Origin of the sequence: Psychrobacter sp. NG25 (assembly GCF_015234355.1) — a bacterium.
GTDB lineage: Bacteria > Pseudomonadota > Gammaproteobacteria > Pseudomonadales > Moraxellaceae > Psychrobacter.
In genome coordinates this window covers 481,449-502,670 of sequence record NZ_JADGMV010000001.1, presented here as the reverse complement: position 1 = coordinate 502,670, position 21,222 = coordinate 481,449, and the positions used below count along the sequence as shown (strand labels likewise).

Here is a 21,222-nt window from a genome sequence, read left to right as displayed (position 1 = left end):
CAGGTACATCCTGCTAGGCCTTTTTTAACAAATATAAGCCCTTAAATGTATTAATAAGCAAATGGGCTAATCAATGAAAATAAGCCCTACCAAATTAAGGTAATAAAATGAACCAACGTTTACAACGCTTATCCGATCAAATTCAGCGTGAGCTTGCTGTTCTTATTCGTGATGAAGTTAATGACCCACGCTTGACTGGTTTTGTCACTATTTCTAGTGTCAAGGTTAGCCCGGATTTAGGGTATGCTGATGTCTATGTCACTATTATGGAGCCTGGGCTCAATGATGCGATGACCAAGACCAATCACGAAGAGAGCGTTACCGTACTGAATAAAGCAGCGGGTTTTTTACGTACTGAGCTAAGCCATAGTCTAAAGACACGTACTACCCCGCGCTTGCGTTTTCATTATGATGAAGTGACCGCTCGTGGTAATTACATGATGGATCTGATTAGCCAGGCTGTCACTAAGACAGAACAAAATGAGAATGACGAGTAAATCTATATTATGTCTACATCGCCCAAGCAAGCTGATAAAATAAAAGTCTCAGGGGTTATCTTAGTAGATAAACCCAAAGGTATGACCTCACAGCAAGTGGTGTCAAAGGTGAAATATCTATTCAAATCACCGAATCATGACAGCAAAAAAGCGGGACATACGGGTACGCTTGATCCAATGGCAACAGGTCTATTGCCGATTTGCATGGGTGAAGCAACGAAGTTTAGTCATTATCAGCTTGATGCTGACAAATCCTATGAAGCAATTATTTTGCTTGGTGGTCAGACCGATACCGGCGATGCAGATGGCAAAATCGTTGAGCAAGCAGCTATTCCAACATTCGATACTGCACTATTAGAGCAAGTTGCTCAGCAATTCTCAGGCGCTCAGCAGCAGATACCTCCAATGTATTCTGCGCTAAAAAAAGACGGTAAAAAACTCTACGAATATGCCCGTGCCGGTATTGAAGTAGAGCGAGCACCTAGAGATATCGTCATTAAAGCGATTGATTTGAAAGCACTGGATCATGAGCAGATCCAATTGACAGTGACTTGTACTAAAGGCACTTATGTACGTGTTCTCGGTGAAGACATTGCCAAAGCATTAGGCACATTAGGGCATTTGACAGCATTACGACGTACGCAAGTTGGTGATTTTAACATTGATAATGCGATAACTTTGCCAGAGTTAGAAGCGTTAGATGGCCGACAAGAGCAGCTGATGCCAGTGGATGCTTGTATCAATATCGACGCTGAAATGATATTAACAGCCGAACAGTGTACTCGTATACATATGGGTCAACGTTTAAATGTGTTTGAGCAACTCACAGATGATATCAGAGACTATATAGCCGACAATATTGATAGTGAATCATGGGCTAGTCAAGATATAGCTGTTCGTCAGCAAGCGGTTTCTGAGATAGATGATAGCGAGCAGCTTACTGATATGAAGCCATTGAAGCATGAAATACCTGTGGATATTCGCTTGATAAACGAAGACGGTCAATTTTTAGGTTTAGGTGCAGTCAGTCTAAATGGTCGATTACAGCCAAAAAAACTAATTCAGCGTTAGTTTTATTCTTGTTAAAGAAAGTGCGATAAAGCCTTTATGGCTTACTAATAGTTTACACTAATCACATATCCTCACATTTTATTGCAGGTTTCACCTATGGTGGAACCTGTTTTTTTTGTACATTAGATATGTCAGCTAGGGAAAGCCAGACGAAGTAATTAATATAATAAAACGATAAAAACAAAAAGTAGGAAAAACAAAAAGCAGGCTAATAATAAAAACTCACAATAATAAAAAACTAGTATGGAATAGTTCTAACAAGGAAGGTTTTACGGTTTAAGGCTCGACACTTAATAAAAATAACTCGACGCCCAATAAAAATGAAAGGCACCAATAACAAGAAAAATAGGCAAATCAATAATAAATTTTCTTATATAAAATCACAAATATAAAGACAGGAAGTATTATGAAAACTATTGCTTTTTTACTACACAATAATTTCGAACAAGCAGAGTATGAAGAGGTTAATAATCAACTGAAAGACAAAGGTTATAAGACAGTTCTTATTACTACTAACGAAGATAAAGAAGTCCAAGCGATGAAGCAAGATGTCGATAAAGGTGATACTTTCACCGCTGATATCTTTGCAAATGAAGCTAGTGTTACTGATTATGATGCATTAGTGCTACCAGGCGGTACTGTGAATGCAGATACCATCCGAGGCAATAAAGAAGCTCATGGAATAATTAGTGCTATCAATGATGCGAATAAGCCGTTGGCTGTTATCTGTCATGCACCTTGGATACTCATTAACATAGGTATTGCCAAGGGTAAAACATTGACTGCTTATCCTACGCTTCAGACAGATTTAGAGAATGCTGGCGCAAATTATGTAGATAAAACAGTACAAGTTGATGGCAATCTTATCACCTCGCGTAATCCAGACGATATAACCAATTTTGTTGATGCTATAGATAAAGCACTATCTTAGAATCCTTGCTATCTAATCGTCAAACAAGCATCAAAATACTTTAATCATTCATAACCATAACTAAGGAAAATATTATGTCAAATTCTAACCCAAACGATACCAAACTTGAGCAACAACGTTCTGATTCAGCGACTGCAGCGCTCAAAGGTCAGACTGAAAACAATCACTCAGCAGATACTGAAGCAGCTGCAGACCGTATTGCCGATAATGTAGAAAGTACCAAAGAAGACAAATAATCTGTCCGATGCGTTTTCTAGAGTAGAGCCATACTAATGTATTTATAGTTTGCACGTTTCAATATTAATGAGTGCAATCGCAGTTAGTCCAAAAAAATAATAATTCAGGAGCTAATATGAGTAATTCACCGAACAATATGGACGAGCAAGAAAAAGAGATTGAAAAGCTTGCAGAAGAGATTAATCCTAGCGAACATAGTGCTCCAGATAGCTTAGCGGAAGTCACTACGGCGGCACCGCTCGGAGATGACGAGCTTGGTGGTAATGCTACCGAGAGCGATATTAGGAAATAAATAGCACTATCAGATGACTAAGTTTGTAAATGATTAGGTTTGATGTTTTCGATAGAAGCTAATTTAGCCGTAAAACTAATGTGAAAAACTGCTGCGAGTTCAGCAGTTTTTTGTTATAATCAGCGTCACATTTAAATTTAGTTTAGATGGGATATTATATCCAGCAGACTATTCAAAACGGATGGCTATATTGGATACTGTCTCATAGCAGCTTCATACAAATGATCGTTATAACTAATTGAGCTTGTCGTACACTAGGTCAACTCTAGTAATGCAGGGTTGTCCTGAATGACGTGCAAGTTACTTTATTTACTATTCTACTGCTTTTAAAACGACTCAAATTCGAGTGTATTTTTAAGCTTTTAGCATTGCCGGAGATATTTATGCTAACTAATACTGATCGCGAACAAATCATTGCTCAATACCAACGTGGCGAAAGCGACACTGGTTCACCAGAAGTTCAAGTAGCTTTGTTAAGTGCTCGTATCAACGATCTACAGAACCATTTTAAAGCGCATAAAGCGGACCATCATAGCCGTCGCGGTCTTATCCGTATGGTTAACACCCGTCGTAAATTGCTTGATTACCTAAAAGGTAAAGATCTTGGTCGTTATACCACTCTTATTAGCCAGTTAGGTCTACGTCGTTAATCTAGCGACAACAGTGCGAGTGGCTGCCAAATTAAAAAGTGCCCGTATGTGGCATTACTTTAAAGGTTCTGCTAAGCCGCTTAGCATTTGCTCGCTAATATCGATAAAATAGATTTTTCTAAAAACGGTGTGGAATAGTTTCACGCCGTTTTTTTATGTTTATCAGTATGGGCTATTAAGCGTTGTTGTCTTAACTGATATAGCCATCTGAGAGTAAGTAATAAATAGCTGATTAGCAATAACATTGATGGTTTAATCAGAATTGAAATGCGAACTGGCAGGATATGCCCCATTTTGCAATTCATTGGTCAATAACTATAAATCACTGTAAAATAATGCCTAGTAAGTTTTATCATATGGCTGCTAGCTATATAGCGATTATTTACAGAGTGATTGGCTGTAGTCTAGCCACTATAAATACAAATACTTAAAGAACACAGAAAATATGATGTATGGTAGTTTTGATCACTGATGCCTTTTGTATGAAGGCCTTTGATAGTATTTATAGTACAACCAAATTTGAACGACCAAATATACGTAAGCGTACGATGTCTATCATAGACATATATATGAGATAAATAGGTAGCGATATTGACCCTAATTGACATCATCCTACAACAGGGGCCTTGTCAATAAACGGTTATATACAAAGAATTTTAATGACAGATATCAGATTTTTATAGCGCTGATATTATTTTTGTCAGTCAACATTAGGAATATTATATGACAATGTTTAACACTATTAAGCGTGAATTCCAATACGGTAACCAGCAAGTTGTTATCGAAACTGGTCGCGTAGCACGTCAGGCAAACTCTATTTTAGTTCACATGGGCGGCGTTACTGTACTAGTTGCAGCAGTCGTAAAATCAGAAGCCAAAGCAGGTCAAAACTTCTTTCCGCTAACTGTAAACTATCAAGAAAAAATGTATGCAGCGGGTAAAATTCCGGGTGCTTATGGCAAACGTGAAGGCCGTGCAAGCGAGTTTGAAACATTAACTTCGCGCTTAATCGATCGTCCGATTCGTCCGCTATTTCCTGAAGGCTATGTTAACGAAATTCAGATCACTGCGACAGTCGTTTCATCAGATAAGACTCAGTCTGCTGATATCGCTGCACTAATCGGTGCTTCAGCAGCATTGGCTATTTCTGATGCGCCATTCAATGGTCCAGTTGCAGCGGCACGTGTTGGTTTTATCAATGGTGAATACGTACTGAACCCAACAATTGAGCAGCTCAAAGAGAGTGACCTTGATTTGGTTGTGGCCGGTACGAAGTCTGCAGTATTGATGGTTGAATCTGAAGCAGCAGAGCTTTCAGAAGATCAGATGCTAGGCGCAGTATTATACGGTCATCAACAACAGCAAATCGTTATTGACAACATTGCGTCAATGGCAGAAGAAATCGGTACTGCTAAGCAACAGTATAGTGCCCCTGAACGCGATCAAGTGCTTACCAGCAGCATGAAAGAGCAGTTCGGTGAGCAAGTTGCAGACGCTTACACTACTACAGACAAGCAAGAACGTTACGCTAAGCTTGACGAAATCAAGCAGTCAATTATTGATGCGCTTGCTGGTGATGCTGAGTCAGAAAGTTATGCTGATACTGTAACTGAACTTAAAGAAATCTATAACGATCTGAAGTATCGTACGGTTCGTGACAATATCTTGTCAGGTAAGCCACGTATCGATGGTCGTGATCTTGAGACCGTCCGCGCACTTGACGTACAGGTTGGTGTATTGCCGTTCACGCATGGTTCAGCACTATTCACTCGTGGTGAGACGCAAGCATTGGTTACGACCACATTGGGTAACAGTCGCGACGTCAACATGATTGATTCACTAGGTGGCACTATCCGTGACCATTTCATGCTGCATTACAACTTCCCGCATTTCTCAGTAGGTGAAACGGGTCGTGAAGGTATTCCAAAACGTCGTGAAATCGGTCATGGCCGTTTAGCACGTCGCGGTGTGCAAGCAATGCTTCCAGATAGCGAACGCTTCCCATATGTCATCCGTGTAGTATCAGAGATTACTGAATCAAATGGTTCATCTTCTATGGCGTCTGTTTGTGGTGCAAGTTTGGCATTGATGGATGCTGGTGTTCCACTAAAAGCACCTGTTGCTGGTATCGCGATGGGTCTGGTTAAAGAAGGCGAGCGTTTCGCTGTATTATCAGATATCTTAGGTGATGAAGATCATCTTGGCGATATGGACTTTAAAGTTGCTGGTTCTAAAGATGGTATTACTGCGCTGCAGATGGATATCAAAATCGAAGGTATTACGCCTGATATCATGGAGCAAGCGCTTAAGCAGGCCCATGCCGGTCGTATCCATATCCTAGATGCGATGAACAAAGTACTGCCTGAGAGCCGTACCGAAATTAACGCTCATGCACCTAACTATGCCGTTATCGAAATCAATCCGGATAAAATCCGTGACGTAATCGGTAAAGGCGGCGCAATGATTCGTCAGCTAACGGAAGAAACTGGCGCGGTTATCGATATCGATGATGGTGGCACGATTCGTATCTTTGGTGAAAACAAAGCAGCAACTAAAGCCGCTATTGGTAAAATCGAAGCATTGACTGCTGAAGTTGAAGTTGGCAAAACTTACGAGGGTACGGTTGCTCGTATTGTTGACTTCGGAGCGTTCGTTAACGTATTGCCAAACACTGACGGTCTAGTACATATCTCACAAATCGCAGAAGAGCGAGTAGAAAATGTATCAGATTATTTGAAAGAAGGTCAGATCGTTAAAGTCTTCGTTCAAGACGTTGATAACCGTGGTCGCATTAAGCTGACTATGAAAGGTATTGAGCAGAACTAATTTTTAACAATTGGTTTGGTTTAATTTAGTACAAAAAAACCGCTTTGAGCTACTCGTCATGAGTATTCAAGGCGGTTTTTTTATGGGTATTATTCTTAGAGTATATAATATTGGACGAGGTTATAACGTTGAACGAGCAAGTATGAGCTTTTCACTCAATGAGGCTCACCACTGCTAATAATGGTGCTTTTTGGTGCTATATTGTCTTAACCATTTCGGCTTATTCCATTTTAAAATTCAATATTTCTAGGTACATGTACGTCGATACGTAACTTAGGTAAATCTTGTAGTTTTTGAATCAGTAACGGCAAAATATCCGCATTCCAATCTAAAGGAAGTGAGTGTATTGAATTTTGTGTTTCAGGATCGTTATTCCGTGCATTATTATGGATAAGCGGACGTGCAAGTAGTGCGATCCGACGGATACCTTGATAGCGTATCAAAGGTATGAGCTGCTGCTGAAACTCAGTCAATGCTTCCGTCAACCAACGTATACGTGCTGGGTGGTAAGGATGGTCTGATATAACAAGGTTGGCGATATAGCTTGGTTGATTGCCATTACTACTTATGCCAAGTCCAGCTTGCTCAAGTACGCGCTTATGGAGCATGCAACTGCCCACGTTTAGACTGCCATCACGGCACGCGCGATAGTAACGTTGGTAATTATCAGGAAATAAAGTTTTAGATTTTGTTAGTACGGGATCTAGAAGAACACCTGCAGTATTAACTGGCAGGATAAGTAGCTGCGCGCTACTTGTGAAAATAGGGGCGTGGGTTAATTGTAGAGTCGCCATTGCCAGCCCCTTTATAATAAATATGAATTTACTTGACCTCAGTCTTAACAGGATCACCCGCTTCTAGTTGAGCTATCTGCTGTTCAACCAATGTAATTTGCTCTGCTTTCATGTCAGCCAACTGTTTGTTCATGGCCAGCTGTTCAGCCAGCAACTTCTCTTGCTCAATTAAGCGGTTAGTCTCGTCATTGAGACGATCGCTCTCTTCTTTGGCCAAACTGTCCGTTTCTGGTAAAGGCGCGCTCAAAATAGCATCGGGATCAAGCGATTGATTATTTGAAGATACAGGTACATCTGTATCTTTCAAATCGCTAGTCACAGTCACACTATTAAGTGGCGTAGAAATAGACTCTGTTGCTTCAATTTGTTTCGTGATTGGTAGCGTGGAGTCGGTATCAGACAAAGCACTTTTCCAAATCAAGTAACCAATAAATAGCATTGCTAATATCAATGCTAGCAACCATTTTTTCCAAGGTTTGGTAGAGCTTTCTTCTGTTAACTTAGTTGATAAAGGACGCATTTTTTGGCTTTTCATATTGTAGTCGATTTATGTTAGAAATATAGATAGCCATACTATAGCAAACTCAAAATAAAAAGCCTATCTATTGATAGATAGGCCAGTAGCGATTATAACTTGACGCTTGGTATCAGATACTTAGGGTTTGAACTTTACTGTACCACTCGTACCTGTGGCCATTGCATCACGAGCCAGTTGATCCTCTAGGTGGTTTTTGGCACTGATTGCATCAGGGTCAGGGCGATGCTCTGCGTGCCCACACAAAGTACACTCGATGTATTCATCAGGTGCTGGAGTCACAATATTCACCTGTACTACCGCATCTATCGCTTGGCATCTTGGGCAGCGAACGCCTGCTAAAAATCGGCGTTTAGGGCTTGATGATTGGTAGCGCATTTAAATCGCCTCGTGAGTCGTTTGAGCATTGGCAGCGTTGATATTTTTAGAACTATCAAAACCACTATGACGTAATAAAGCATCGATGCTGGCACTACGACCACGGAATTTCTCAAAATTGGTTTTGGCTGGAAAACTACCACCAACGGACAAGATAGATTCGCGGAAAGCTTTACCTGTAGCTGGGTTGAAAATACCGTCTTCTTCAAACTTACTAAAAGCATCTGCGGATAACAGCTCCGCCCATTTATAAGAGTAATAGCCAGCCGCATAACCCCCTGCAAATATATGGCTGAAACCGTTGGCAAAGCGGTTGTAATCTGGCGTTTGCATGATAGAGATATCGTTGCGCACTGTGTTCAGAGTTGCTAAAACACCATCGTAATCAAGTGCTGGCGAATGCCCATGAATCAATAGGTCAAACAGGGCGAATTCGATTTGACGCAGTGTTTGCATACCGCTTTGGAAGTTTTTGACAGCCAATAGAGCATCAAGTTTATCTTTAGGCAATGGTTCGCCAGTCTCGACATGACTACTAATTAGCGCAATGCCTTCCGCATCCCATGCCCAGTTTTCCATAAACTGGCTTGGTAGTTCAACTGCGTCCCACTCGACGCCATTGACACCTGCGACATCACCGACAGTCACTTGGGTTAATAGGTGATGCAAGCCATGGCCGAACTCATGGAATAAGGTCAATACTTCGTCATGAGTCAATAAGCTTGGCTTGCCCGCAAGTGCAGGGGTGAAGTTACCGACCATAAAGCAAACAGGTAACTGTTGGTGATCTTGCTCGTCATAAGTATAACGCGACTGAAAACCATTCATCCACGCACCGCCTCGCTTGCCGCTACGTGCAAACAAATCGAAATAGAAGCCGCCAAGTAAGTGGTTATCAGCATCAAACAACTGATAAAAACGCACATCATCATGCCAGCGTGACACAGACTCACTCTGCTCTTGTACTTTAATCCCGTACAAGCGCTCAACGATAGCAAATAGTCCGCCAATCACTTTTGGTAATGGAAAGTAAGGTCGTATCTCTTCTTGTGATAAGCTGAATTCGCTTTGTTTTACTTTTTCAGCGATATAGGCACTGTCCCATGATTGTAGGTCATCGATACTATGGTTCTTTGCATATGCCTGCAATTGTCCTAGGTCTTGCTTAGCGGTAGGCGTTGCTTGCTCTGCTAGGTCACGTAAGAATGCTTCAACTTCCGCCACGTTGTCAGCCATTTTGGTCGATAGTGAGACCTCTGCATAATTATCGAAACCTAATAGCTTTGCCTTTTGCTCACGTAAACTCAGAATTTGACTCATGATATCAGCGTTGTTTAGCGACTCACCTTTAGCATTGGTATGCTTATCAAATTCAGACGCACGAGTAACGTAAGCACGGTACATAGTCTCACGCAAATCGCGATTATCAGCATGGGTCATGATAGCGAGATAGACAGGAATGTTTAAACTTGCCACATAATAAGGCGTTGGTAACGTCTCAATATCAGCTTGCGTGAGTACACCGCTGGCAAGCTGACTGGCTTTATATTGCTCACCTGCATCTGCCAATAATGCCAAACCACTTTCGGTCAAACCTGCTAACTGATTGTCTTGTAAAGGCAGTGCAAATGCTTGTGTGGCATCTAAAACATGATCAGAGAAAGTTGCTGATAAGGTGGATAGTTTGCTTTGAATGGCCGCAAATTTTTCTTGTTCAGCTTTAGGTAACGCGACCCCTGATAACTCAAAGCTTCGTAGCGCAAGCTCAATGGCACGTGATCTTGCAGGCTCAAGCGTCGCAAAAAATGCTGTGTCATTCACGATCGTTTGATAACGATTAAATAGTGGTTGATGTTGTCCTACACGAGTGCCATAAGCTGATAGTTTAGGAAGTAGTTCATGATGTACATGACGAATCTCATCATTACTCATCACACTGTTAAGATGCGATAGGATACCCCAACTGCGATCTAGCGCGAGATTGATATGATCAAAAGTCATCACATCCTCTAGGGCGGAAGTACTATTATCTATGGTATCTGTCATCGCATCTAAAAATGCATTGGCATTATCGATAGCATTGATAACTTGGGTTTGTAACATGACCGGCGTAGCAGTGGCAAAATCGACAAGCCGTAAGTCTGAAGAAATAGATGTCATAAAGGTATCCGATATTAGTGAATGAATTATTATTAATTAAGTGTGATGTGATAAAAATATTAATTAACCAAAAATGCAGTGCGTTGAATTTTTAGTATCTTGCAGTTTTATAGGTAGGTTATATAAAAGATGGGTTCGATTGATAAAAATACAACCTGAGTACTCATAATATAGAGGGTAAGGAAATGTCGTCGTTGATATACAGGGAATATGGAACAAAAAAACTCAACGTCTATAGTGATATAGATTGCTCTATTTACAAAGAACCATCATTTGATTGCAAATCAGTCGTATAGATAGGATAGCCTTACTGTTAGCATCAAAGTAATAGCACAAAAAAATAATCGTCAATACATTGATATCTAAGGTATTAAGGTTCTATGTAAGATATGAAGACTCTATGTATGGAATGTCGACTACCCATACTGATATGAACGTATGTATGGGTTCAAAAGTAAAGCAATAGAGTACTAATCAAAGAGGATATGATTAAATTTCCTGACACATAAAAGCAGGCATTTATAAGGCCTCGATTTTTTATCAGTTTTGAAAGCGTACATTGCATAAGTGGTTGGTTATTGATAACTAACACCTAGAAAATCTACAACGTTAAGAGTAAATGATAATAAAACAAGGAGCAATATATGAAAGCAACTCTCAAAAGCTTACGCGAGACCAATGCCAATCCTGCGGTCAGTATTTTTGTCAAGACTCATCGTGAGCATCCTGCCAACGATCAAGATCCAATCGCTCTAAAAAACCAATTAAAAATCGTCGAAGAACGCTTAACCAATGAATACGACAAGCGTACAGCGACCACGATTCTAGATAATATTTATGCCAAAACCAAAGAACTAAATCATAACTTAAATCTCGACACTTTAGCTATTTTTGCCAGTACTGAAGATGTGCAAGTGATTCGTATGCCGATCGATACCACTGAGCGCGTTATGATTTCACATCGTTTTGCGACCCGAGATTTAGTGCGTGATATGGCAAGTGCGGTTCATTATTACACGGTAGTGTTAACCCGTGATGGTGCACGTTTGATCGAAGCATCTAATGATCGAGTCATTAGAGAGTTAGGTAAAGACGACGATGTGCAAAACAATATGGATAATATCCCGTTCCCAATCGAAAATAATGGCCTATATACAACGGGAGATGGCGGCACAGATCGCTCGTCAAACAACGAGAGCAGCTATTTAAAAGAGTTCTTTAACCAAGTAGATAAGAGTGTGCAAGAGCTATGGGGCGAACATAAAATGCCGCTCGTGGTTGTGGGCGATACCAAAAATATCGGCTATTATAAAGAAGTATGCGACCGTCCGGACAACATCATTGCCACAGTATCAAATGCAACTAACTTAGAAGATGGCCATGCTCAGCATATCATCGACAGTGTACAAGAAGCAGTAGAAGGCTATCGAACCTCACTACATCAAGCAGCCATGGGTGAGATCGATAAGGCTCGCGGTGCCAATATGTTGCAGACTGACCTACAAGAAATCTATCGTAGTGCGTTTCAAGGGGTGGGTGAGACACTTTACGTTCGCCGCCGATATATCCAGTCTGCTAAAATTGATGAGCAAGCGCAGACATTGAGTATCGTAGATGATGCTGCCACCGAGGGTGTCACTGATGATGCAGTAGGCGAAATCATTGAACATGTCATTCACAATGGTGGTAAAGCTGTATTCTTACCAGAAGATATTATGGGTACTGATCAACCGATTGCTTTGGTAACCCGTTACTGATCTGCTAAGACAGTCCATCAATGAGAGTTATGTATGAATTAGCCATTGATGGCGGATAGGTATAATATGGAAGCATTGGTTCAATAAGAACCAATGCTTTTTTATATTGATGCGTGCTTGACCTCACCTTATTAAATATTTTTGCGATAAATTTTGAAGAAGCGCTATCAATCCTTACTTGATAAATACTAAGTCTATGACTAATAAAATGAAAACCACTACCTCTTTTGTGCTAACCAGCTACAATATTCACAAAGGCATGTCACCACTGAACCGCCAAGTAAAAATGCAAGGTATCGCTAAAGCACTGGAAGCTGCGGGTGCGGATATACTGTGCTTGCAAGAAGTGCAAGGGCAGAACCTCAAGCGCAACCTGCAATACAATGAGTACCCTGACCAATCACAACATGAATGGTTTGGTGAGTATTTGCAGCTGCAAAATAGCTATGGTAAAAACTCAGAGTACGAGAACGGCCATCATGGCAATGCCGTATTGAGCCGATTTCCGTTAGATCCAAAGCATAATGTCAATATTACCGTCAATAAACTTGAGCAGCGCGGTGTCTTACACTGTGAGGTACAGCCTATCGGTTGGGAGCGACCTATCGTTGTATTATGTGCGCATTTAAATCTGTTTGAGCGTGATCGTATTAAGCAGTATGAAGCCATTACTAACTATATATGTCATGAGATTTCTGATGATCAGCCATTGATTTTGGCAGGTGATTTTAATGATTGGAAAAAAATGTCTTGCGATAAACTGGCGCATGATCTTGGTATGACCGAAGCCTTTAAACATTGCCATGGCAAGCTAATGCCTACATTTCCAGCAAAGTTACCCGTACTCAGCCTAGACCGTATTTATGTGCGTAACCTAAAAGTAAAAGATGCGTGGGTACACACTGGTAAGCCTTGGTCGACGCTTTCGGACCATCTGCCGATTAGCGCAGAATTGGCTTTACTATAAAACAGCGATAAAGTACTAAAAAAATAATGAGAAAAGTTCTATAAAATTAAGATTGTATAAAATGCAGCCTTTATCAAATAAAGTGTCAATCAAAAAATGGGTATAGAATAAATAGCCCGATAACATATAAGGATATATAACGATGTCTAATAATCAAATACCAAGCACTCAACATGCGGTACTCATACGTGAATTTGGCGAGCCTGAGGTGATGCAATATCAAGATAATGTAGCGATGCCAGAACTGGCTGACGACCAAGTATTGATAAAAATTGCCTACGCTGGTATCAACCCTGTCGATTATAAAACACGTCAAGGTAAGGGTTGGGGAGCGACTGCTATCCAGACAGAAAAGTTCGACAATAATAAACCTGCGATTTTAGGTTTTGATGTAGCAGGCGAGGTCGTCAGTAGTAATAGCGACGAGTTTGCCATCGGCGATAGAGTGGCCGCTTTGAGCTTTAGTGGTTGCGGCTATGCACAATATGCGGCAGTAGATGCCAAGTTGCTTGCAAAATTGCCAGAAAATGTCACGTTGGAGCAAGCGGGGGCATTGCCTTGTATTGGTCAAACGGCGTTACAGTTTGTAGATTTTGCAGATATAAAAGCAGATGAGCATGTGGTTATTAATGCGCCAGCAGGCGGCGTCGGTCATTTATTGATTCAATTACTCATGAATAAAGTGGCGCAAGATAATATCAAGGTGACGGTAATTTGCTCGCCAGAAAAATACGCCAAGCTTGATGAATTGATAGATGTATCTAAGCTGACTGGCTGGATTGATTATACTAAGGATGAGGCATTCCCTGAGCTGCAAGCGGATGTGCTGTTAGATTTGGTGGGCGGTGATGCAGGTATACGAGCGCTTAGCGTGATCAAGCCTGAAGGTCATGTTTATGTATTACCCACTATTTGGGTAGATAAGCTCAAAGAAGCAGGTAGTCAGAAAAACTTAAACGTTGCCGGTTATAAGTCGCAACGTAATGGTGAAGATATGGCGCGTGTTTTACAGCAAGTCGCTGATGGCAAGCTGACGCTAAAGATTCAAGAAATATATCCATTGTCTGAAGTCGTTGCCGCTCACCATGAGCTACAAAAGGGCGATGCCTTTGGCAAGATAGTTTTGAAGGCTGACTAGCTCAAAGCCATTTTTCGAAATGTCAGGCTAATACGTCCTTCTGAGACCGTTTTAGTCTTAGGAATGGTGTGTTTCCAAAATTTTTGCGTATCACCATGCATGACTACTAACTGACCTGACTCAAGATAAAGTTCAACTTTATCTTGAGTTTTTTTATGCTTCAAAACAAATTTGCGAGTTGCACCAAGAGATAGCGAGGCGATAACTGGCTGAGCACCCAGCTCTTTTTCATTATCCGCATGATAGCCCATACCGTCAGAGCCAGAAGGATAGTAATTAAGTAAACAAGAATTAAAATTACCATCAATGCCAATACTTGATAGCTGCTGCTCAATATGTTGTTTCACGTGGAACACTATGTTCGACCATGGCACCGTCTGCCGTGTATGCCCTGAGTATTGATAGTTGGCATCTTTGTCTCCCATCCAGACGATTTGTCGAGTCGTTACGTGGGTTTTACCGAATAATGTCACGATATCCGCTTGCCAAGGGAGGTCGGTTAGTAAGTTATTATACAAAATATCGGCGTCGTCGATAATCACACCTATATCATTCACCTTACCATCGTAGGGTAGTAGATTATCCGTGGGTGCAGGGGCAAAGAGATCAGTCATAGGTCTGTTGTCGTAAATCCTTATTTGCTACTTAGATAGTTCTCAATGATGATTTGAGCACATAGTTCAGGTGCTTCCATCGGCAACAGGTGACCATATTCTAGTAAAGATATTATGCGGTTGTCCGGTACGAATTTGCGCCACTGCTTGCGCACTTTATCATTGATAAACAAAGTAGGCTTGCCAGTAATCAGCGTATAAGGACATTTGAGCTGCTTCAGTGCGCTGTCAATATGAGGGGCACCAAAATAGTTAGCAAGCTCTTGCTCGGGCGCAAATATCAAGGTATAGCTGCTATCAGGATTTTTGATTAAGCTTTGCTCAGCGAATATCCGTAAGTGTGCATCGCTGATACGTCGATAGGCAGATTGCGCGCGCAAATGCTCATAATAATCATCGATACTTGACCATATGGTTTGTTTGGCCAGCGTGCTTTTAAAAGGCTCACGGTTCAGCAGAAACCTACGTGGCAAGAGGTTATATAGTCTGGCTTGTCTTTTAGTAAACGTCACAGGCTCTATCAAATATAGCTGTGAAAACAATTCTGGGCGCTTGGCTGCTGCGATTGCAGTGGCAGTGGCTCCTTGCGAATGACCAATACCGACGATAGGTTTGTCTTGTGTTCTTTCTAGGAATTCAATAAGTATTTCGGCATCTTGCTCGCGCGTCAAACGACGACGTTGTGGTTTGTCATACCAATAGCCGCGTAAGGCGAGGGATCTGATATCAAAGTCAGTTACCAAAGCACTTAGTAGTGGTAGATAGGTGCCAACAGTGAAGCTATTGCCACCATAAAAATGTGCCGGTACACGTGAGGCATTGTTTGATGGTACCGATGGCGCAAGCCGACTAAGATTATAGTAGCGCGCTTGTTTTCCACTAATATTAATACTTTTTGCAAATGCTTTCATAAGGTAAACACCTCCTTGTGTCTGATTTTTAATGAGAATTAACCACTTTTAGCCTATTGAGATGACTATAGAGTGAATTGAAGACACGCCTTAGCTGTCTTCACCTAAGAAGCCACCACTTTGACGATGCCACAACCGTGCATAGACGCCGTGTAGAGCCAATAGCTCGTCATGACTGCCTTGCTCAATGATTCGACCTTTATCCATGACGACCAGTCGATCAAGTGCGGCAATGGTAGAGAGGCGATGGGCAATGGCAATGACCGTTTTGCCTGTCATAATGTCATTCAAGCTTTCGGTAATGGCAAATTCAATCTCAGAGTCAAGTGCACTGGTTGCTTCGTCTAATAGTAAAATCGGCGCGTTTTTTAGCATAACACGTGAGATGGCAATACGTTGACGTTGTCCGCCAGAGAGTTTCACACCACGTTCACCGACTTGGGTATCAAGACCGATATTGCCTTTATCATCATACAAGTCTTTGATGAAGTCCCACGCTTGGGCTTGCTTGGTAGCCGTAATGATTTCTTCATCGGTCGCATCAGGGCGGCCGTAAGCGATGTTTTCACGTACAGTACGATGTAATAAAGAAGTGTCTTGGGTGACCATGCCGATTTGTTGACGTAAAGATTCTTGGGTAACCGCATCAATCGCTTGACCATCGATCAGGATTTTACCGCTATCAACATCAAAAAAGCGCAACAGTAAATTCACCAACGTTGATTTACCTGCCCCCGAGCGGCCAACCAAACCTATCTTTTCACCTGGCGCGATGTCCAAATAAAAGTTATCAAGGAGCTTGATAGTAGACGTTGCTGGTAACTTTGCTTCGTCTACATTGTTGCTTTCAATATCATCGGTATTGTTATTACTTTCATAGCTAAAATCTACGTCATCGAAGACGATACGGCCTTTAGATACGTCTAAGGTAGGTGCGCTTGGCTGATCGACAATGGTTTGTGGGGCCGACAGTGTGCGCATGCCATCTTGTACCGTACCGATACTTTCAAATAAACTGGCAGTTTGCCACATAATCCAACGTGTCAGACCATTCAAACGTAGTGCCATCGCTGTTGCAGCAGCAAACGCGCCCACACCGACATCCCCTTGCTGCCATAGATATAGACCAATACCCGCAGTGCTACTGACTAAGATAACACTGATAAGGTGAGTCGAGACTTCTAGATAACTGACCCAGCGCATCTGTGCATGGACAGTGCCCAAAAACTGACCCATGGCATTCTTAGCATAACCAAGCTCACGGCGCGAATGGCTAAATAGCTTGACGGTCATGATATTGGCATAAGCATCAGTAATGCGTCCAACCATCAATGCACGGGCATCTGCCTGAACAATAGCAGTGTGTTTTAATTTAGGAATAAAGTACCAAATGCTCAGAGCAACCAAGACGAACCAGATGATAAATGGAATTAATAGTAAGCTGTCTAAGTTGAATAAAATAATACCTGAGGTGATAAAGTAGACAGAGACATACATGAACATGTCGGTAACGGTCATGACGGTATCACGTACGGCTAGTGCCGTTTGCATGACCTTTGCTGAGACACGTCCTGAAAACTCATCTTGATAAAACTGCATCGATTGTCCAAGCATACGCTGATGAAAACGCCAGCGCATTTGCATAGGGAACACACCTTGCAAGGTCTGAAAATGAATGAACGATGATAAGGCAATCCATAATGGGCTGACTATCATGACTGCTAGCATCATCAGCAGCATATCGCCTTTTTCTAACCATAAATTCTGCGGGGTATACACGCCGAGCCAGTCGACGATATTACCAATCCAAGCAAACAGCATCGCTTCATAAATACCAATACCTGCTGACAACAGCATAAATAGCAGTAGCCAACCGCGTAGACCTTTGGTACACACCCATAAGAATTTGAGCATGCCATCACGAGGTGAAGGCAGCGGCATAGGAGAATCGGGGAAAGCAGGCAGGCGGTTTTCAAAAAAGCGAAATAGAGTATTCATAGGTAGTCATAAAACATCAATAGCAGTACGCCAAAATCAACGATATCACTCGTTATTTTGAATCTTTACTTTAGTTATTAGGATTGCTCGCTATTTTAGCAAACTTCACAATTAGACCTGCATGCTAATTGTAATTTGAACGGTATAGGTCAATTGGCTATTAGTAAGATAGCAGTCATCAAATTGATAGGCACGAAAAAATATTTTGTTACATGTTATGATTTCACTCTTTTTAGCAGTTAAAATTGCATATGCAAACTTTCTAGCTTTTGAATTTGCTGTTTTTTTGAACTTTCTAGTTTTTTGAAAAGTCATCACGCAAAAATTGTCGTTTAACAAGGTAAAAGCTCATGGTGTACTTAACGATAGCGGTGCTTTGTAGCGTCGCTGTTTCAGTGTTATTAAAGATATTACGACAAAAAAACATAGACATACGTCAGACCATCGTTGCTGGTTATCCAGTAGCTTGTCTATTGACTTGGCTTTTGTTAAAACCAGATATAAGTGGGATGAGTGCCCTTGGTAGTGCGTGGGGTGTAATTGTCGCTCTCGGTGTAATGCTGCCCGCCGTGTTCATTATACTTGGCCGCGCAATTGAATCGGTGGGTATGGTCGCGACCGATGCGGCACAACGTCTGTCATTAATCATTCCTATCGTGGCCTCTTTCTTATTGTTTGGTGAGCTGATCACGGGTACGCATATATTGGGATTGGCATTAGGATTTCTGGCATTAGCGGCTTTGGTCTATCGTCCACAGCATGCTGAGATTAGTCAGCAGGCCAAACGCACGCCACTTTGGTTGTTTGGTGTATGGGCAGGCTATGGCATTATTGATATCTTATTCAAACAGGTCGCCAAACAAGGTACTGCTTTTCCACTCACGCTATTTGTCAGCTTTGGGTTAGCAGGTTTCTTACTGCTGATTTATTTACTGGTTACTCGTGTGCGCTGGCAAGGAAATGCGCTTGCGGCAGGACTGCTATTAGGTGCGCTTAATACGGGTAATATCTATGCCTACGTACGGGCACATCAAGTAATGCATGACTCTCCTAGTATCGTCTTTACTGGTATGAATGTTGGCGTTATCGCAGTTGCTACTTTAATCGGTGTTGGGGTCTTTAAGGAACATCTTAATCGTATTAATGTATTGGGTTTATCATTAGCGATTTGCTGCGTGGCGCTACTGTTTTTAGCATAATGATTTATTCTAAAGACGAGAGTGTTGTGACGACCTTATGAAAGCGTTAACCTATCAGATATAGGCGTACACAGCGTCTTATGTTAAGGTTGTCTACAAACAGCAAAACTGATATAAGTTGACAAAAAGCAGTTGTTTTTATGACACTTGACCTTATTCAATAAAAATAGGATGCACTCTCAATGGAATACGAAAAACAATTACAGCGTGTAAAAACCAGTTCAGGTTTCATCGCAGCACTTGATCAAAGTGGTGGTAGCACACCAAAGGCGCTAGAAAACTATGGTGTCATAAGTGATGATTATGACAATGACGAAGCCATGTTCGACTTAGTACATGAGATGCGTGCCCGTATGATGACTTGCACCGCTTTTGATAATGAGCGTGTCCTTGGCGCGATTTTATTCGAAGATACTATGGAGCGTGAGGTCAATGGCAAGTCAACGGCCAACTATCTGTGGGAAGATAAGAATATCGTGCCATTTTTGAAGGTAGATAAAGGTCTGGCTGAGCAAATGAATGGCGTACAAGTTATGAAGCCAATGCCGAACTTAGACCTATTATTAGACAAAGCAAAAAAATATCCCGTATTTGGTACTAAGATGCGCTCAGTCATCTACGAGCCAAATGTGGATGGTATCGAGCTGGTTGTACAGCAGCAGTTTGATGTCGCAAAGCAAATTATTTCAAAAGGCTTGATGCCAATTGTTGAGCCTGAAGTGGATATTAACAGTAGCAAAAAGCATGAATGCGAAGTCATATTGAAGACCAGTATTTTGCATAATCTAGATCGTTTGAACGACGAGCAGCAAGTCATGCTTAAGCTGACATTACCAGAAGAAGCGGGTTTCTATCAAGAGCTGATCGATCATCCAAAAGTATTAAAAGTCGTTGCGTTGTCGGGTGGTTATAGCCGTAGTGATGCTTGTGATAAGCTTAAGCAAAACCCAGGTATGATTGCGAGCTTCTCACGTGCCTTTACTGAAGGCTTGAGTAAGCAGCAAAGTGATGAAGCGTTTGCCAGTGTCATTAATGCGTCAATCGAAGAGATTTATGAGGCGTCGAAGGGTTAGAGTTTAAAAACTAGAATCGAATTTGTAATCCCAGTAAATGTCATGTTTACTGGGATTTTTTTTATAGTTTTTTTTATCAGTAAATAGTAAACTTGTGTTTATTTTTGATAAGGCTTGGAGATATTGTGTTTCGATTTACTATCATAGGGGTGTTGTTACTAAGTTGGACTGTTTCTAGCGAAGCTATGGAATCAGTCACCTATTCAGGAACTTGGGCAAGTGCTGCTTATTTCAATAAGAGTATTGACGTCATATCAGAGTCAGTTGACATCAACGTTATAGAAGACGCTGATAATTATACGGTAACCTATGAGCTATATAATAATCATGAAGGTCTTCGATTCCCATTAGTGTTTGATGGTTTGGATAGTTTTGAGCAAAGTGGTGATTTCGAAATCTCTATAGATGGTCAATCAGTGCCTGTTGAAGTACTTGCGGAAGATGATACTGTGCTTGATACGGCTGACTTTTATTACTTGCCTACAGATACAGACGGTCAAACGTTTAGAGCAGAATCTAAATATATCAACGCAAATTTATCACAAGGGTTGCACACTATTATAGCTACTTATGATGCCCATCCACACTATTATGGTAGTGATTGGACGGCAAGACATACCTACTCATATAGCTTAAAGTATATGCAGCAGAGTGATACACAGAGCCAGCTATTTCAAGGTTCAACGGTCACTCTAAATTTTGATGGTGATACTGACCATGTCACTGTCAATATCGATAATGAAAAAGCGGCATTATCTGTGAATCAACCATTACATTTCAATGATAATCTGGCGAAAGAGATTGATTTTATTATTCAGAAACCACTGAGTCCATCGGCTAAGGTTTTAACGGCGGTCTCGCCATTTATAGCTTTCATTGCGTTGTTTGTGCTAGGTATATTACATTTACGCATGATGAGTCGATGTGAAGAAACTCAGCCTGAGAATCGTTGGGTGGTTATACTGACCGGCGGATTCCTAGTCCCTTTTCTTAGTTTGATAGCCTACTATATCTTTCTACTGGTAACGGATATAGTCATTGGTAAAGGTGCAACGGGAGAAAGTCGAGCTTTATTCTCTATTTGGGTCCTGCCATTAGGTTATATAGTGTTGACACCTATCTATCTGGTAATTAGCTTTGTGGCTTTTATAGAGATTAAAAGGAAGAATATAAAAAAAGCTTGAACCTAAGATA

At 41.3% G+C, this 21,222-nt stretch carries 20 protein-coding genes; 13 read left to right on the top strand and 7 right to left on the bottom strand.

What is annotated here, in order from left to right:
- The first annotated feature begins 107 nt into the window (after positions 1-107).
- From IPZ60_RS02080 to pnp, 7 genes are all read left to right on the top strand, one after another.
- Complete coding sequence (locus IPZ60_RS02080) at positions 108-497, top strand: ribosome-binding factor A (protein ID WP_110922069.1); 390 nt, start codon at positions 108-110, stop codon at positions 495-497.
- A 9-nt stretch (positions 498-506) separates the two neighbouring features.
- Positions 507-1,568, top strand: a complete 1,062-nt coding sequence (truB, locus tag IPZ60_RS02075) for a tRNA pseudouridine(55) synthase TruB (protein WP_194196208.1) — start codon at positions 507-509, stop codon at positions 1,566-1,568.
- Between the two features lie 406 nt (positions 1,569-1,974).
- Positions 1,975-2,499 (top strand): type 1 glutamine amidotransferase domain-containing protein, encoded by a 525-nt coding sequence (locus IPZ60_RS02070; RefSeq protein ID WP_194196207.1) that lies wholly within the window; start codon positions 1,975-1,977, stop codon positions 2,497-2,499.
- A gap of 74 nt (positions 2,500-2,573) precedes the next feature.
- On the top strand, positions 2,574-2,735 hold the full coding sequence (locus tag IPZ60_RS02065) for a hypothetical protein (RefSeq protein ID WP_194196206.1): 162 nt from the start codon (positions 2,574-2,576) through the stop codon (positions 2,733-2,735).
- Positions 2,736-2,851: 116 nt separating this feature from the next.
- Entirely contained in the window at positions 2,852-3,028 is a 177-nt protein-coding gene (locus tag IPZ60_RS02060) for a hypothetical protein (protein WP_181416215.1), read from the top strand.
- A gap of 383 nt (positions 3,029-3,411) precedes the next feature.
- On the top strand, positions 3,412-3,678 hold the full coding sequence (gene rpsO / locus IPZ60_RS02055; RefSeq protein WP_110922066.1) for a 30S ribosomal protein S15: 267 nt from the start codon (positions 3,412-3,414) through the stop codon (positions 3,676-3,678).
- Positions 3,679-4,401: 723 nt separating this feature from the next.
- Positions 4,402-6,504 (top strand): polyribonucleotide nucleotidyltransferase, encoded by a 2,103-nt coding sequence (pnp, locus tag IPZ60_RS02050; protein ID WP_194196205.1) that lies wholly within the window; start codon positions 4,402-4,404, stop codon positions 6,502-6,504.
- Between the two features lie 230 nt (positions 6,505-6,734).
- On the opposite strand, the gene IPZ60_RS02045 is transcribed toward pnp, so the two are convergent.
- From IPZ60_RS02045 to IPZ60_RS02030, 4 genes are all read right to left on the bottom strand, one after another.
- Positions 6,735-7,298, bottom strand: a complete 564-nt coding sequence (locus IPZ60_RS02045) for a hypothetical protein (RefSeq protein WP_194196204.1) — start codon at positions 7,296-7,298, stop codon at positions 6,735-6,737.
- Positions 7,299-7,326: 28 nt separating this feature from the next.
- Positions 7,327-7,833, bottom strand: a complete 507-nt coding sequence (locus IPZ60_RS02040) for a hypothetical protein (RefSeq protein ID WP_194196203.1) — start codon at positions 7,831-7,833, stop codon at positions 7,327-7,329.
- A gap of 120 nt (positions 7,834-7,953) precedes the next feature.
- Entirely contained in the window at positions 7,954-8,211 is a 258-nt protein-coding gene (locus IPZ60_RS02035; RefSeq protein ID WP_194196202.1) for a YheV family putative metal-binding protein, read from the bottom strand.
- Positions 8,212-10,371: a M3 family metallopeptidase gene (locus tag IPZ60_RS02030; protein WP_194196201.1), complete on the bottom strand. Its 2,160-nt coding sequence runs from the start codon at positions 10,369-10,371 to the stop codon at positions 8,212-8,214.
- Between the two features lie 644 nt (positions 10,372-11,015).
- Here IPZ60_RS02030 and IPZ60_RS02025 point away from each other — a divergent pair.
- The 3 genes from IPZ60_RS02025 to IPZ60_RS02015 all read left to right on the top strand — a co-directional run bounded on the left by IPZ60_RS02025 (position 11,016) and on the right by IPZ60_RS02015 (position 14,233).
- Positions 11,016-12,128 (top strand): hypothetical protein, encoded by a 1,113-nt coding sequence (locus IPZ60_RS02025; RefSeq protein WP_194196200.1) that lies wholly within the window; start codon positions 11,016-11,018, stop codon positions 12,126-12,128.
- A 208-nt stretch (positions 12,129-12,336) separates the two neighbouring features.
- Positions 12,337-13,095 (top strand): endonuclease/exonuclease/phosphatase family protein, encoded by a 759-nt coding sequence (locus IPZ60_RS02020; RefSeq protein ID WP_194196199.1) that lies wholly within the window; start codon positions 12,337-12,339, stop codon positions 13,093-13,095.
- A gap of 142 nt (positions 13,096-13,237) precedes the next feature.
- Positions 13,238-14,233, top strand: a complete 996-nt coding sequence (locus IPZ60_RS02015; RefSeq protein WP_194196198.1) for an NADP-dependent oxidoreductase — start codon at positions 13,238-13,240, stop codon at positions 14,231-14,233.
- Here the strand turns inward: IPZ60_RS02015 and IPZ60_RS02010 are convergent.
- From IPZ60_RS02010 to IPZ60_RS02000, 3 genes are all read right to left on the bottom strand, one after another.
- Entirely contained in the window at positions 14,230-14,847 is a 618-nt protein-coding gene (locus IPZ60_RS02010; RefSeq protein ID WP_194196197.1) for an alpha-ketoglutarate-dependent dioxygenase AlkB, read from the bottom strand. The two genes, IPZ60_RS02015 and IPZ60_RS02010, sit on opposite strands and share 4 nt — an antisense overlap.
- Positions 14,848-14,867: 20 nt before the next feature.
- On the bottom strand, positions 14,868-15,758 hold the full coding sequence (locus IPZ60_RS02005) for an alpha/beta fold hydrolase (protein ID WP_194196196.1): 891 nt from the start codon (positions 15,756-15,758) through the stop codon (positions 14,868-14,870).
- Between the two features lie 90 nt (positions 15,759-15,848).
- The gene (locus IPZ60_RS02000; protein WP_194196195.1) at positions 15,849-17,756 is read right to left on the bottom strand and encodes an ABC transporter ATP-binding protein; all 1,908 of its coding nucleotides are present in this window, start codon (positions 17,754-17,756) and stop codon (positions 15,849-15,851) included.
- A gap of 350 nt (positions 17,757-18,106) precedes the next feature.
- Between IPZ60_RS02000 and IPZ60_RS01995 the strand changes: the two genes are divergently transcribed.
- From IPZ60_RS01995 to IPZ60_RS01985, 3 genes are all read left to right on the top strand, one after another.
- On the top strand, positions 18,107-18,955 hold the full coding sequence (locus IPZ60_RS01995; protein ID WP_194196194.1) for an EamA/RhaT family transporter: 849 nt from the start codon (positions 18,107-18,109) through the stop codon (positions 18,953-18,955).
- A gap of 182 nt (positions 18,956-19,137) precedes the next feature.
- Positions 19,138-20,028 (top strand): fructose bisphosphate aldolase, encoded by an 891-nt coding sequence (locus IPZ60_RS01990; RefSeq protein ID WP_194196193.1) that lies wholly within the window; start codon positions 19,138-19,140, stop codon positions 20,026-20,028.
- Between the two features lie 185 nt (positions 20,029-20,213).
- Positions 20,214-21,212, top strand: coding sequence for a hypothetical protein (locus tag IPZ60_RS01985; protein ID WP_194196192.1), 999 nt, complete (start codon positions 20,214-20,216; stop codon positions 21,210-21,212).
- The last annotated feature ends 10 nt before the right edge of the window (positions 21,213-21,222 follow it).

Coding starts and splice junctions, on each gene's coding strand:
- IPZ60_RS02080 (WP_110922069.1), top strand. CDS start 108: ATGAACCAACGTTTACAACGCTTATCCGATCAAATTCAGCGTGAGCTT.
- truB (WP_194196208.1), top strand. CDS start 507: ATGTCTACATCGCCCAAGCAAGCTGATAAAATAAAAGTCTCAGGGGTT.
- IPZ60_RS02070 (WP_194196207.1), top strand. CDS start 1,975: ATGAAAACTATTGCTTTTTTACTACACAATAATTTCGAACAAGCAGAG.
- IPZ60_RS02065 (WP_194196206.1), top strand. CDS start 2,574: ATGTCAAATTCTAACCCAAACGATACCAAACTTGAGCAACAACGTTCT.
- IPZ60_RS02060 (WP_181416215.1), top strand. CDS start 2,852: ATGAGTAATTCACCGAACAATATGGACGAGCAAGAAAAAGAGATTGAA.
- rpsO (WP_110922066.1), top strand. CDS start 3,412: ATGCTAACTAATACTGATCGCGAACAAATCATTGCTCAATACCAACGT.
- pnp (WP_194196205.1), top strand. CDS start 4,402: ATGACAATGTTTAACACTATTAAGCGTGAATTCCAATACGGTAACCAG.
- IPZ60_RS02045 (WP_194196204.1), bottom strand. CDS start 7,298: ATGGCGACTCTACAATTAACCCACGCCCCTATTTTCACAAGTAGCGCG.
- IPZ60_RS02040 (WP_194196203.1), bottom strand. CDS start 7,833: ATGAAAAGCCAAAAAATGCGTCCTTTATCAACTAAGTTAACAGAAGAA.
- IPZ60_RS02035 (WP_194196202.1), bottom strand. CDS start 8,211: ATGCGCTACCAATCATCAAGCCCTAAACGCCGATTTTTAGCAGGCGTT.
- IPZ60_RS02030 (WP_194196201.1), bottom strand. CDS start 10,371: ATGACATCTATTTCTTCAGACTTACGGCTTGTCGATTTTGCCACTGCT.
- IPZ60_RS02025 (WP_194196200.1), top strand. CDS start 11,016: ATGAAAGCAACTCTCAAAAGCTTACGCGAGACCAATGCCAATCCTGCG.
- IPZ60_RS02020 (WP_194196199.1), top strand. CDS start 12,337: ATGAAAACCACTACCTCTTTTGTGCTAACCAGCTACAATATTCACAAA.
- IPZ60_RS02015 (WP_194196198.1), top strand. CDS start 13,238: ATGTCTAATAATCAAATACCAAGCACTCAACATGCGGTACTCATACGT.
- IPZ60_RS02010 (WP_194196197.1), bottom strand. CDS start 14,847: ATGACTGATCTCTTTGCCCCTGCACCCACGGATAATCTACTACCCTAC.
- IPZ60_RS02005 (WP_194196196.1), bottom strand. CDS start 15,758: ATGAAAGCATTTGCAAAAAGTATTAATATTAGTGGAAAACAAGCGCGC.
- IPZ60_RS02000 (WP_194196195.1), bottom strand. CDS start 17,756: ATGAATACTCTATTTCGCTTTTTTGAAAACCGCCTGCCTGCTTTCCCC.
- IPZ60_RS01995 (WP_194196194.1), top strand. CDS start 18,107: ATGGTGTACTTAACGATAGCGGTGCTTTGTAGCGTCGCTGTTTCAGTG.
- IPZ60_RS01990 (WP_194196193.1), top strand. CDS start 19,138: ATGGAATACGAAAAACAATTACAGCGTGTAAAAACCAGTTCAGGTTTC.
- IPZ60_RS01985 (WP_194196192.1), top strand. CDS start 20,214: ATGGAATCAGTCACCTATTCAGGAACTTGGGCAAGTGCTGCTTATTTC.